The 12794-nt window shown below is 27.2% G+C and carries 14 protein-coding genes; 13 read left to right on the top strand and 1 reads right to left on the bottom strand.

The genetic code is table 11. The features are described from left to right. The first annotated feature begins 136 nt into the window (after positions 1–136). From BHAMNSH16_RS13340 to BHAMNSH16_RS13285, 12 genes are all read left to right on the top strand, one after another. Complete coding sequence (locus BHAMNSH16_RS13340; protein ID WP_008731497.1) at positions 137–487, top strand: MerR family transcriptional regulator; 351 nt, start codon at positions 137–139, stop codon at positions 485–487. A gap of 121 nt (positions 488–608) precedes the next feature. Next, a complete protein-coding gene (locus BHAMNSH16_RS13335) occupies positions 609–1133 on the top strand; it encodes a (R)-mandelonitrile lyase (RefSeq protein WP_083250062.1) in 525 nt (174 codons plus the stop codon). Positions 1134–1171: 38 nt separating this feature from the next. Then, positions 1172–1600, top strand: a complete 429-nt coding sequence (locus BHAMNSH16_RS13330; protein ID WP_008731494.1) for a cyclophilin-like fold protein — start codon at positions 1172–1174, stop codon at positions 1598–1600. Positions 1601–1716: 116 nt separating this feature from the next. Then, positions 1717–2562, top strand: coding sequence for an aldo/keto reductase (locus tag BHAMNSH16_RS13325; RefSeq protein WP_008731493.1), 846 nt, complete (start codon positions 1717–1719; stop codon positions 2560–2562). An 18-nt stretch (positions 2563–2580) separates the two neighbouring features. Then, positions 2581–3423: a carboxymuconolactone decarboxylase family protein gene (locus BHAMNSH16_RS13320; RefSeq protein ID WP_008731492.1), complete on the top strand. Its 843-nt coding sequence runs from the start codon at positions 2581–2583 to the stop codon at positions 3421–3423. A gap of 119 nt (positions 3424–3542) precedes the next feature. Continuing rightward, positions 3543–4100 (top strand): flavodoxin, encoded by a 558-nt coding sequence (locus BHAMNSH16_RS13315; protein WP_008731490.1) that lies wholly within the window; start codon positions 3543–3545, stop codon positions 4098–4100. Positions 4101–4521: 421 nt separating this feature from the next. Further along, positions 4522–4953 (top strand): cyclophilin-like fold protein, encoded by a 432-nt coding sequence (locus tag BHAMNSH16_RS13310; protein ID WP_008731487.1) that lies wholly within the window; start codon positions 4522–4524, stop codon positions 4951–4953. 156 nt (positions 4954–5109) lie between these two features. After that, a complete protein-coding gene (locus tag BHAMNSH16_RS13305) occupies positions 5110–5724 on the top strand; it encodes a flavodoxin (RefSeq protein WP_008731486.1) in 615 nt (204 codons plus the stop codon). 11 nt (positions 5725–5735) lie between these two features. Then, positions 5736–6569: an SDR family oxidoreductase gene (locus BHAMNSH16_RS13300; RefSeq protein WP_008731485.1), complete on the top strand. Its 834-nt coding sequence runs from the start codon at positions 5736–5738 to the stop codon at positions 6567–6569. 86 nt (positions 6570–6655) lie between these two features. Next, the gene (locus BHAMNSH16_RS13295; RefSeq protein ID WP_008731484.1) at positions 6656–7330 is read left to right on the top strand and encodes a flavodoxin; all 675 of its coding nucleotides are present in this window, start codon (positions 6656–6658) and stop codon (positions 7328–7330) included. Positions 7331–7379: 49 nt separating this feature from the next. After that, complete coding sequence (locus BHAMNSH16_RS13290) at positions 7380–8039, top strand: DUF4405 domain-containing protein (RefSeq protein WP_008731483.1); 660 nt, start codon at positions 7380–7382, stop codon at positions 8037–8039. 44 nt (positions 8040–8083) lie between these two features. Continuing rightward, the gene (locus tag BHAMNSH16_RS13285; protein WP_008731482.1) at positions 8084–8581 is read left to right on the top strand and encodes an NAD(P)H-dependent oxidoreductase; all 498 of its coding nucleotides are present in this window, start codon (positions 8084–8086) and stop codon (positions 8579–8581) included. Between the two features lie 200 nt (positions 8582–8781). Here the strand turns inward: BHAMNSH16_RS13285 and BHAMNSH16_RS13280 are convergent, their stop codons facing one another. Next, positions 8782–11079 (bottom strand): DUF3536 domain-containing protein, encoded by a 2298-nt coding sequence (locus BHAMNSH16_RS13280; RefSeq protein ID WP_008731481.1) that lies wholly within the window; start codon positions 11077–11079, stop codon positions 8782–8784. 199 nt (positions 11080–11278) lie between these two features. On the opposite strand from BHAMNSH16_RS13280, the gene BHAMNSH16_RS13275 reads away from it, so the two are divergent. Next, positions 11279–12790: a hypothetical protein gene (locus tag BHAMNSH16_RS13275; RefSeq protein ID WP_008731479.1), complete on the top strand. Its 1512-nt coding sequence runs from the start codon at positions 11279–11281 to the stop codon at positions 12788–12790. The last annotated feature ends 4 nt before the right edge of the window (positions 12791–12794 follow it).

The raw sequence follows: 12794 nt of genomic DNA, 5'->3' as shown, positions 1-12794 counted from the left end.
AATTTTTGCTTATCATATCATAAATAGCAATATTTAGTAATACTTTTTTATTATAACTAATTATAAGATATAAGTATTTGATATATTAGGATTAATACATTAAAATAAGCTCATAATTAAGAATAAGGAGTACATCATGACTATATCAGAAGTAAGCCAATTAACAGGATTAACTAAAGACACTTTAAGATACTACGAAAAAATAGGAGTAATACCTGAAATAGGAAGAAGCAAAAGCGGTATTAGAAACTATAATGAATATAACTTAAAATGTATAGAGTTCTCAAAATCAATGCGTGATTTAGGCATATCAATAGACTCCATTATAAAATATATTAAGCTATACAAAAAAGGACAAAATACAATAAATGAAAGAAAGTCAATACTAATTAATGAAAGAGATGAAATGCAAAGACATTTTAATGATTTAAAAATAAAATTAGATAAGCTCAATAAAAAACTAGAAGAAAAAGATTTTTTTAATTAAATAAAAAATATTAAATGATATTTTAAATCATAAAAAATTTAATTTATGATAATTCTATATTGACATTGGAGTGAACTCTAATGCTATAATCATAAAACATTTTTACAAATAAGGAGAGAAAATGAAAAAATATTTACTAATTACTTTTACTTTATCAATAATATTTACTGCTGCATCATGTAATGCAGGAAATAAAGATGCTTTAAACATTTATGAATATGCAAAATCACCAGAAGGAACAGTATTGATAAAAAACGGCGAAGGTCAAAAATCTAAAGGTTCAGCAGACTATTTTACAGGAGATGTTGAAGTTGAAAGTATAACGGCTCCTAATGAAACATCTAAATTCTCAGTAGCTTATGTTACATTTCAGCCGGGTGCAAGAAGTGCATGGCATACCCACCCAGCTGGACAACATTTAATAGTTGTTGAAGGTATAGGACTTACTCAGGAAGAAGGAAAACCTATTCAGGAGTTTAGAGCTGGAGATATTTTATACTGCCCTTCAAATATTAAACATTGGCATGGAGCTTCTCCAAATTCACCAATGAAACATGTTGCCATAACAGGTGATTCAAACGGCAACAATGTTACTTGGATGGAACATGTTACTGATGAAGAATATTACAGCTACACTAATCAATAATACATTAATAAAAATATTTTTATAATAGAGATTTATTTATGAAAAATACTATTGCTTTTATATTACTTATATTGAGTATATTTACAATGAATGCTTTTACACAAAATACAAAAGTAAAATTAACATTTAATAATAATGAGATTTATGCTTTAATAACAAATTCAAATGCTGGAAATGATTTTTTATCACTTCTGCCTATGAATTTGAAAATTGAAGATTTTAATGGTACAGAGAAAATATCATATTTGAGTAAAAAACTAAATACTCAAAATGAACCAGACGGAATAACCCCAAAAGCTGGTGATATAACTTATTATGCTCCTTGGGGTAATTTGGCTATATTTTATAAAAATTTCAGATATTCAAATAATTTAATTTATTTGGGTAGATTTGAAAATATTTCTGATATATCAAAACTCTCAAATATGAAAGGAGATTTTGAAATTCGTATAGAGAAAGCAAATTAAAAATTATAAGTTTATTAGAATTAAATAAAAAATTATAATTTTGCTATTGACATTGGAGTAAACTCTAATGATAAAATAAAAAAATAAAATAGGTATAATTAAAAAATGGAGAGATTATGAATAATATAAAATTGAATAATGGTGTTGAAATGCCTATTCTTGGATTTGGGGTATACAAAATAGACAATTACGAAGAATGCAAAAAAGCATGTCTTTATGCTATTGAAGCTGGCTACAGACATATAGATACAGCATCTATATATATGAATGAAAAAGCGGTAGGAGATGCTATAAAAGAAAGTGGTATAGATAGAAAAGAAATGTTTATAACTACTAAATTATGGATACAAGATGCAGATTATGATAAAGCAAAAAAAGCGTTTCAAATATCTATGGAAAAATTGGGATTAGATTATTTAGATTTATATTTGCTCCATATGCCTTTTGGTAATTATTATTCCGCTTGGAAATCAATGGAAGAATTATACGAATCTGGATATATAAAAGCCATAGGAGTTTGCAACTTCTATAAAGAAAGATTAATTGATTTTGTATATAATCATAAAATAATGCCTGCTATTAATCAAATAGAAACACATCCATTCTTCCAAAGATGGGGAGATCAAGAATTAATGAAAGAGTATAATATCACATTAGAATCTTGGGCTCCTTTAGCAGAAGGCAGTAATAATATTTTCAATAATGAAATATTAAAAAGCATAGGAAAAAAATATAATAAAACTGCAGCTCAAGTTATTTTAAGATGGCTAACTCAAAGAAATATACCTATTATACCAAAAAGTGTTAATAAAGATAGAATAATAGAAAACTCTAAAATATTTGATTTTATATTAGATGATAATGATATGAATCTTATAAAAACTTTAGACAATAATAAAAATATAATATTTCTTAATGAAGATGAAAAGTTTATAAAACAATTATTAAATATGAAATATTAATATAAAGGAGATTATTAGATGAAAAAAATGTTAAAATTAAGTTTATCAATATTCCTATTAATGACAATATTATCTTGTCAGGCAAATAATAATATTAATAATAGCGGAGGAAATCTAACTATGACAGAAAAAGCAAGCACTAAATATAATGAATTATTTAAAAGAGATGCAGCTTCTACAAAAGCTAATGATGAAGAATTAGAAAGCATATTCAATAACTTTTTATACGGCGAAGTTTATAATCATGGCTCATTGGATGCAAAATCAAGAGAGCTTGTAACATTGGTTTCTCTAACAGCTTCGCAAGGCACTGACTTTATAAAAGATCATGTAGAAATAGCTTTGAATGTTGGAGTTACACCTATAGAGATAAAAGAGGCACTATATCAATGTTCGCCTTATGTAGGTTTTCCAAGGGTATTTGCGGCATTAGAAAAAGCAAATGAAGTTTTTAAAGCAAAAAATATATCACTTCCTATAGAATCTCAATCAACTGTTACAGAAGAAACAAGATTTGATAAAGGATTAGAAACTCAGATAAGCATATTTGGAAATGCAATACTCACTGCTCATTCAAATGCGGCTCCAAATCAAAAACATATTCAGAACTATTTATCAGCTAACTGTTTCGGAGATTTTTATACAAGAACAGGTTTGGATTTAAAAACAAGAGAGCTTTTAACATTCATAATGATAATATCTTTAGGCGGAGCTGAACCTCAGGCTACAGCACATGCCAATGCTAATATAGCTATGGGAAACACAAAAGACATGATGATAGAAGCTGTAACTCAATGCCTTCCTTATATAGGATACCCAAGAACATTGAATGCTATAACTGTAATTAACAATATACAATAAAAATAAATAAAAATTATATTAATTATATTCATTGATAATAACATAAATAAAAAATACAAAATAAGTATACATTTTTTATAAAAGCTAATGAAAAAATTAATTAAAAGGAGAGTTTAAATATGAGAAAAATTATCAAAACAATATTAGTATCATTACTTCTTTCAAGCACATTATTAATAGGAGGTTTATACGCTCAAAGCTCAAAAACTTTAATAGTGTATTTCTCTTGGGGAGGAAACACAAGAACAGCTGCCAATATGATAAAGAATATGACTCAGGCAGATATGTTTGAAGTAAAAACTGCAGAAAGCTACCCTACTGATTATAATGCCACTATAAATCAGGCAAGAGATGAACTAAATAATAATGTTTTACCTAGATTAAGTGCTAATATTAATAATTTGTCTAACTATGACACTGTAATATTATGTTATCCTAATTGGTGGGGAACTATTCCTCAGGCAGTAAAACAACTACTACAAACTCATAATTTTAGCGGTAAAAAAATAGCTCCTTTATGCACACATGGCGGCGGCGGTATGGGAAGAAGTTTAAATGATATAAAAACTTTATGCCCTAACTCTGATATATTAAACCATCTAAGTATATCTGGAAGAAGTGTTAATAGCTCAGAAAATAATATAAGAACATGGCTTCAAAATATAAATATACTATAAAAATTATAAACTTGCTTTCAGTTGATAAATTAGTAAATATTTTCTAATTGAAAGCAAGTAAAAAGTAAATAATAGACTTGTTTCAAAACTTGACTTCTTAGTATTTATAGTTTTTTAATTTAATATTTTTTTAATTATAGTTGGGGCTTTGCCCTTACGAAGTACACAGCGTGACAGTTCTGTGTGCTTACGCAAAACCCCACTTCTTTTGCCGAATAGGCACCTACTCGGTGGTGACCCAAAGAAGCAGGCACAGCCCGCAGTCGCGAAAGACTGCAAATTTATATACTAAAATAATAGTTTATACAACATGTAAAACATCATATTTTTAATTTAAAAAATTAAATAATTTCATATTTAATGTTATCAAGTAGTTTTTAAACAAGTCTAATAATAAAATTAATTACGGAGTTTATATATTATGAAAAAAATTAGTATAATTATCTTTTTTATATTTTTTAGTTTGTGTAATGCTCAAGAGAATACAAAAATAAAAATTACTGTAAACAATCAAGTATTGGAAGGAGTTATTTATGATACAGAACTATCAAAAGAGATAATGAATATATTTCCAATTACTGTTTCTATGGTAAGCTACGGCAATAGAGAATATTACGGCTCAATAGAATACAGACCAAAAAATATAACAAAAGGACAATTAAATTTCCAAAACGGCGATATAACATACTGTGCCAGAAATAATTCGCTTGCAATATTCTACTCACAGTCATCTAATCCCAATCTTACTATGGAAGTTATACCAATTGGAAAAGTTACATCAGATTTAAGTATTTTTCATGATTTATATAACAGCGGAGAAAGAAGAGCAGATATAACTTTTAGTATATACTGACAATTTTTAAGTTTGTTAAAAATGTATTTTATATTTGTTTTTACTAGTCATGCTGCTATGCCTTCAATTGTCGCAAATTTGACGAAGTTGAATCAAAAAAGCTGACAATACATTTATAAAATATAGAAATCAATTTTATTATAAAAAGGAGTGTGCATGAAAAAATATATTATTATAATGATTTTTCTAGTATTTACATGCATAGGGTATGCACAGAATTCAAAAATTTTGATTGTTTATTTTTCAAGAGTAGGAAACACTTTGTTTAAAGATAATATAGACGCCTCAACTTCAGCAAGCATTGTAGCAAATAATAACAGAGTGGGAACTACAGAATATGCTGCTAATATAATAAAAAATGAATTAAATGCTGATATTAGATTAATAGAAACAGTTGATAAATACACTGACAACTTTGACGATTTAGTTGATAAAAATCATGAAGAGATGCGTAACAATTATTTTCCTAAAATAAAGCCGTTAAATATTGATATAAACAAATATGATACTATTTTTATAGGATATCCTGTATGGGCAACTGATGTGCCAATGGCTGTGCGTTCATTCATTAGAGATTATAATTTGTCATCAAAAACTATAATACCATTTTGTACTCATGACGGATACGGTGCTGGAAGATCATATAATACTATTAGAAACATGATAAAAAATGCCAATATATTAAACGGCTTGGCATTAGACTCTTCTAATATACAATACGAGGACGGCAGAATAAAGTCTTGGATAAGAAATTTAAAAATAAATAATTAAGGAGAATAAAAATGAACAATAAAAAAGATGTATTTGTTTTAACAGGCTCTGGTTCTATAGGGATTGCAATAGCCAGAAGAATGGGAATAGGAAAACATATAGTACTTTCAGATTTAAATATAAAAAATGCTGAAAGAGAATCTCAAATATTATATAATGCAGGATTTCAAACTTCTGTATATGAAACAGATATTTCTTCAAGAGAATCTATATTAAAACTTATTAATTTTGCAAAAAGTTTTGGAAAAATAAAATATTTTGTTAATGCTGCAGGAGTTTCGCCGTCTCAAGCATCTATTGAGGATATTTTAAAAGTTGATTTATACGGAACAGCCGTACTTCTTGAAGAGTTTGGAAAAGTGGTAGAAGAAGGAGGAAGCGGTATAACAATATCTTCACAATCTGGCTACCGTTTAGGTTCTTTAACAGATGAAGAAAATAAAATACTTGCAACTACTCCTACTGAAAAGTTATTATCTTTACCTATACTTGATAAAGCAACAGACACTTTAAAGGCATATCAATTATCAAAAAGATGCAATTGTTTAAGGGTAATGTATGAATCTGGAAATTGGGGTAAAAGAGGAGCAAGATTAAATTCAATAAGCCCCGGTATAATAATTACACCTTTAGCCAATGATGAATTAAACGGACCAAGAGGAGAAAGCTACAGAAAAATGCTTGAACTTTGTCCTTCAAAAAGAGCAGGAACTCCAGATGATGTAGCAAATGTGGCTGAGCTTTTAATGAGTGATAGAGGCTCTTTTATTTCTGGAAGTGATTTTCTTATGGACGGAGGTGTAACAGCTTCTTGGTGGTACGGAGAATTATCAAATAATAAATAATATTTTTAAGATTGTTAATAATCTTTTTGCATACGCCTGTTATAATAAAAAATGGATAGGCTATTAAAAAAATAATAGGAGGTTATATGAAAAATTTAATATTTTTACTTTTATTAATCATAATATCATGCAGAAATAATAATACTTCTAATATAGAAAATACAAATAATTATAAAAACAATTATGTTAACATTAACTATACTCAAAGCAATTCAAAAATATTAATAGCATATTTTACTTGGGCAGACAATACTATAGTAGAAAATACTTCATCTATAGATCCAGATGCTGAAACTTCTGCAAGCGTGCTTCCTCCGGGCAATGCTGCATTAATTTCTAGCTGGATACAGGAAGAAACAGGAGGAGATTTATTTAGTATAAAAACAGAAAATAAATATTCAAGCGATTATGATGAATGTCTTAATCAAGCTAGAAAAGAAAGGGATAATAATGAAAGACCAAGACTTATTCAAAGAGTTAACAATATAGATGATTATGATATTATATTTTTGGGTTTTCCTAATTGGTGGTATACTTGCCCTATGGCTATTTTCACATTCGTTGAAAGCTATGATTTATCTGGAAAAACTATAATACCATTTTGTACTCATGGAACAGGAGGACTTTCAAGAACTATAAGAGATTTGAAGAACTTACTTCCAGATGACTGCAAAGTATTAGAGCCTATAGGAATATACAGACCAGAGGTAAAAACATCAAAAAATAAGGTTTTAGATTGGCTTAGAAAGTTGGATTATTAAAAAATTATGATGAATATAATTAAGGTAATATAAAGGAGTAAAAATACATATGAATAAAAAAATAATAAAAATAATCGTAGACATAATAATGACTTTACTATTTTTTATTTTGATGGCATATCATTTCACTGGAGATACCGTACATGAATATTTGGGTTTTCTTCTATTTATATTTTTTATACTTCATCATATACTTAATTTTAATTGGTATAAAAACTTGCCTAAAGGAAAATATAGTTTTAATAGGGTTTTAAGTACATTCATTAATACTATGCTTTTTTTATGTATGATAGGATTAATGATAAGCGGAATACTATTTTCTCAAAGGGTGTTAGGATTTTTGAATATTCATAACAGCGGAATGTTTACAAGACGCCTTCATATGATTTCAAACTCTTGGGGATTTATATTTATGTCGGCACATTTGGGAATGCATTGGGGTATGTTTATCAATATGAGTAAGAAGTTTATCAATATAAAAAAACAAATAGCATTAATAATAGCTTCATTAATTGCTGTATATGGTATTATTTCATTTATAAAAAGAGAATTATATAACAAAATGTTTTTGCTTGTAGAGTTTGCCTTTTTTAATTATGAAGAGCCTGTAATACTTTTCTTTATGGATTATTTATCTATAATGGGTTTATTTATATTTATAAGCTACTATTTACCAAAAATAAAAATTAGAAAAAATAATAATATTTAAAAAATAATATAATAAAAATTAATACATCAAAGGAGAAAAAGAAAATGAAAACACTTCTCATTTTTTCACATACCTATTGGAATGATTCTAAAGTTAATCGTAAATTAATAGAATCAGTAAAAGATTTTAAAGATATAAAAATTCATAATTTAAATGAAACATATAAAGATAATAAAATAAGTAAGGACAATATAAAGTCAGAAATATCTTTATTAAAAGAACATGAAAAAATAATATTTCAATTTCCATTATTTTGGTTCAGTACACCAAGCCTATTAAAAGAATGGGAGGATACTGTTTTAACTGATATACTTTATGGAAGTGAAAGCAAATGTTTAGAAGGCAAAACTTTTCAAATAATTACTACTGCAGGAGGAGAAAAATCTTTTTATGATTCTTTAGAGTTTGGTATTAATACTATACTATCGCCTATAACAACAAGTTTTAAATATTTAGGCTTAAAAGTAGAAAATCCATATTGCATATATCAGGCTAATGCTGATAATTTGGATTTAAATGAATATCATAAGTATTTAAGATAAATGTTTAATACAAAATAAATGAACTTATTTCATAATTAACTTTATTTATAGTTGTCATACGAAGCACACAAAGTTCTGCTCTATGGCAGCTAGTTATTTATTCTGTAATCCTCATACATAATGAGTATGTTATATAAAGTGCTGGTAAGAAGCAAGTACAGTCATAATATACGAAAGTCTATTTTTTAGCAATAATATTATTATATATTATCCATATTGAAATTAAGCCAATATCCTAATTCTTTAAATGATGCTTTTTCATTATCATTAAATTGTATATCCGTATTTTTATATTTTAAGATTATCTTATAAAATATATTTTCAAATGTATTTCTATCTATAGGCATGTCATTATTTGATAAAAATTTAACATCTTTAAGTACATCATATATTGTTTCAGGATTTCCGGTTTCATATAATGTATTCAAAGCATTTTTTATATTATCTCCGATTAAGCTGGATATTCCGCTGTTTGATATAAATATTCCTGCACTTCTCGCATCTTTTAAATTTTCTGATACCTCATCATAAGCATCTCTTCCTCTATCTATGATTTTTTCTCTAAGTATAGGAGATGCCATAGCACCCATTATTCTTCTGTAATCATAATCAGGAGTAATACTATTTAAATTAAAGTATGTAAAAAGTTTTCTATATTCAGGATATATTTCATGCATTAAATGATCTAATTTTTTCATATCACTTTCAAATAAACTGTCAGCCAATTTATCTCTTATATCTGAATTTAAATCCCTTAAATACATTGTATAAATAGAAGAGTTATCTAACTTATCATGATATTCTGATATTTGAATTTGATTTTTGAATTCATGATTTTCACTTGATGTATTAACTCTAAAATATATATCTGCAGCTATATTATCTATTAATATACCTTCTATAATATTTTTTTCTATTTTAGTTGATTTTATTTCATGCTTAAAAATATTTATATTTATATCTCTATATTCGCTTGCTATAAGGTTAAATATGAAATAATTAATAACATAAAGTTTTGCAAACACATCAACTTTTGCTTCTTTCTCATAGAAATATCTGGCACTATGATGTTCAGGTTTATTGCTTATAGATTTCTCCAATGTTTTTAGGAACTCTTCATGAGCTTCATTAACAAAGTCAAGATTTTTATCTTTTACTAACAATCTGGCATAATGGAAAGACTGTTCAGCATACTGCATATTTTTTATAGGTTCTAGTCTTGATACATCTTCAAAGAACCAGCCGCAAGATGTATATGAGAATAATGAATATTTATAAGATTCCATTAAAAATACGAATTCTTTGAATGATATATATTTGCTGCATATTTCATATAAATCTCTAGCATCTAAATCATTATATATAGCCCGTACATATTCTTCTCTCAAAGAGTTTCTAGTTTCATCAGTAAAGTTTAAAAATGTTTTGAATAACTTATCCTGCATTTTTCTAAGTATATCAAAAGCATCTCTTAAAGGACCTCTCCAAGATAAGTCAAGTCCGTCCCAACCGCCGCAGCCGCAGTTACTTCTCCACCTTTCTACACCATGTGAGCAGCTCCAAGAAGTACCTCTTGCACCTGTGCCTTCATGAAGTATTACCTCTTCTGTAGGAGGATACATATTTAAATAATGTTCATAATTAGTAGGTGTAATATTATCATAATGAACATTCTCTTTAAAATACCTTGCCAAACACATATCAGCAAAAGGCTCATGATGCCCATAACTTTCACCGTCAGTTGCTATATTTACAAGTTTTCTTTCGCCGTAAGCATTTCTTATTCTTTCAGCAAGTTTATCAGACGAAGTAAGCAAATGCTCAAAAGCTATAGCCTGAGAGATATAAGGATCATAAAAGAATACAATAATTCTTTTACCATTATGTCCGTATAACCAATATGGTTTTGAAGTGTCTATTTTTCCTCCGGATACATCTAATGTTGTTATATTTTTTACATAGTGTGCCTGATATGGTGAAAGTATTGTAAATTTTACTCCGCAGTCATATAAAGCATCAACTACATCTAAATTTATAGCAGTTTCAGAAAGCCATATACCGCTTGATTTTCTTCCGAAGTATTTTTCAAAATTATATAACCCCCATTTTATCTGCACTCTCATATCTTCTTTCTTTGCCAGAGGAAGTATTATATGATTATAAACTTGTGCAATTGCATTTCCGTACCCAACCCTTTCTATACTTTTTTTATCAGCTTCTATTATTCTTGCTAATAAATCTTTTCTTGTTTTTGCTATGTAATCTATAAGCGTAGGTCCGAAATTGAAACTTATATATTCATAGTTATTAGACATATCTGTAATTCTTCCATACCCGTCTAATATTCTTGAATATGCATTAGGACTATAACATTCATTTGTTATTCTCTCATTCCAATCATGTGCAGGTGCTGCACTTGCTTCTTTTTGTATTTCACCTAAAAAAGGATTTTCTCTCGGCGGCTGATAGAAATGACCGTGCAATATCAAGTATCTCATATATTATGTCCTAATATTATTGAATAGAATATTTTATGATTATAAATATTTTATTTTTAATTGCAAGATTTTTTTACATGAAATTATAGTATTTTTTTTATATAAAAATTGTATGTAAATAAATACTTGACTTTTAATTATAGTCTCATATAATATAAAATATATTCTTTTTTGTAACTCACTTTTAAGGAGATAGTTAATGTACAGAGTAGCATCCTTTATCTTTTTATTTTTATTGACATTAAGCACTTTTACTTATGCTGTAGATAAAAAATACATACCAAATAATGTTGATAGTGTATTTTCTATTAACTCTGGAACTATGGCAGAAAAAGGAGAAATTAATCTGCAGGATATTTTCAATAGATTTTTTATGCAGAAATATGCCGACAGATATTTAGAATACAGAGATGATGCATTTGTTGCTGAGGTTATGACTAATAGATTAAATGATTATATAGATTTTTCTAAAACTTCAAGAATTGTTTTTTTTAATGGATATCAGCAAATGACATTACTTTTTGATGTTAAAGACATTACTGAGTTAGATAAACTTATGATAAAAATGGCTAGTCAGGAAGATAAATTAGTTTCAGTTGCTGAAAATGCTGCTTACAGATATTTAGCATTAGATGAATATAATTTGATTTCATGGAATAAAGAAATATTTTCTGTTACTTTAAAACTTAAAGATAATTATTGGTACAATGAAGAATTAAATAAAGATGATATTACTAATATAGCCAATTATGTATTTATTAATAATACTCCTTTAGAAGATGAAAAATTCTTAGCTTTAGAAAATGAAACTAATGATTCTTATATTTGGGCTAATTTATCAATATTAGCTGATGAAAACTCTGATTTTGCTAAGTTTTTATTCGGAAGAAGCTATGACGGAATACCTAAAGATGCTTACAAAGGTGCTATCATTACTACAAAAATAAATTTCAATAATGGTGATGCTCAGATTCTTCTTGACAGCTATACTCCTAATTATCCTTATGATAGTTCATTACTTAAAAAAGAATTAGCTGATAATATATATTCATTTGTTAATGGTGAAAATAATTACGGATTCTTATCATTAGCATTTAATAGTAAAGAATTGTCTGCTTATCTTAAAAATATTATGGGAGATTTAAAAAATCTTCCTATCAGCGAAGAATTAAAAATATTAGAAGATAATGGAATAGATGCTTATAAACTTGTAGAACTTTTGGGAGGCGATATATTTGTATCTGTTTGGGATGATCCTAATGCAAATGTTGATGAATCTCCTGCTTCATTGATTTCTGTTTCTATAACTGATACTGATACAGTTAAAGTAATATTACAGGCATTTGCTGAAGATGTTACTGATGATATTTATACAATCGGCGGTTATTCATGCTATATAAAAGATTCTATATTATATATTTCTGATAATTCTAATGTTATAGATTCAATAATTAATGATGAGAAGCCAGCAGCAGCATTATCTGCAGATAAAATTAATATAGCTAAAAGTAATACTATGGCTTTATATTTGGAGCTTAATGCTAATTTATCATTATATGGTATTGGAGATGAATATACTGAAACTTTTGAATCTGTTTATCTAACTTCAAATATATTGGAAAGTAATCATACTCAGATGCTTTTAAAAGTTAATACTAGAGATAAAGAAAAAAACTCTCTTTATATAATAAAATCTTTTATCGGATTATAATATT

It is taken from the genome of Brachyspira hampsonii (genome assembly GCF_002214805.1).
GTDB lineage: Bacteria > Spirochaetota > Brachyspiria > Brachyspirales > Brachyspiraceae > Brachyspira > Brachyspira hampsonii.
This window is presented reverse-complemented; position numbering and strand designations above follow the sequence as displayed.

What these genes read in the sequence shown, in the direction of transcription:
- BHAMNSH16_RS13320 (WP_008731492.1), top strand. Translation starts at nt 2,581, where the DNA reads ATGAAAAAAATGTTAAAATTAAGTTTATCAATATTCCTATTAATGACA.
- BHAMNSH16_RS13335 (WP_083250062.1), top strand. Translation starts at nt 609, where the DNA reads ATGAAAAAATATTTACTAATTACTTTTACTTTATCAATAATATTTACT.
- BHAMNSH16_RS13275 (WP_008731479.1), top strand. Translation starts at nt 11,279, where the DNA reads ATGTACAGAGTAGCATCCTTTATCTTTTTATTTTTATTGACATTAAGC.
- BHAMNSH16_RS13340 (WP_008731497.1), top strand. Translation starts at nt 137, where the DNA reads ATGACTATATCAGAAGTAAGCCAATTAACAGGATTAACTAAAGACACT.
- BHAMNSH16_RS13310 (WP_008731487.1), top strand. Translation starts at nt 4,522, where the DNA reads ATGAAAAAAATTAGTATAATTATCTTTTTTATATTTTTTAGTTTGTGT.
- BHAMNSH16_RS13315 (WP_008731490.1), top strand. Translation starts at nt 3,543, where the DNA reads ATGAGAAAAATTATCAAAACAATATTAGTATCATTACTTCTTTCAAGC.
- BHAMNSH16_RS13285 (WP_008731482.1), top strand. Translation starts at nt 8,084, where the DNA reads ATGAAAACACTTCTCATTTTTTCACATACCTATTGGAATGATTCTAAA.
- BHAMNSH16_RS13330 (WP_008731494.1), top strand. Translation starts at nt 1,172, where the DNA reads ATGAAAAATACTATTGCTTTTATATTACTTATATTGAGTATATTTACA.
- BHAMNSH16_RS13300 (WP_008731485.1), top strand. Translation starts at nt 5,736, where the DNA reads ATGAACAATAAAAAAGATGTATTTGTTTTAACAGGCTCTGGTTCTATA.
- BHAMNSH16_RS13290 (WP_008731483.1), top strand. Translation starts at nt 7,380, where the DNA reads ATGAATAAAAAAATAATAAAAATAATCGTAGACATAATAATGACTTTA.
- BHAMNSH16_RS13280 (WP_008731481.1), bottom strand. Translation starts at nt 11,079, where the DNA reads ATGAGATACTTGATATTGCACGGTCATTTCTATCAGCCGCCGAGAGAA.
- BHAMNSH16_RS13305 (WP_008731486.1), top strand. Translation starts at nt 5,110, where the DNA reads ATGAAAAAATATATTATTATAATGATTTTTCTAGTATTTACATGCATA.
- BHAMNSH16_RS13325 (WP_008731493.1), top strand. Translation starts at nt 1,717, where the DNA reads ATGAATAATATAAAATTGAATAATGGTGTTGAAATGCCTATTCTTGGA.
- BHAMNSH16_RS13295 (WP_008731484.1), top strand. Translation starts at nt 6,656, where the DNA reads ATGAAAAATTTAATATTTTTACTTTTATTAATCATAATATCATGCAGA.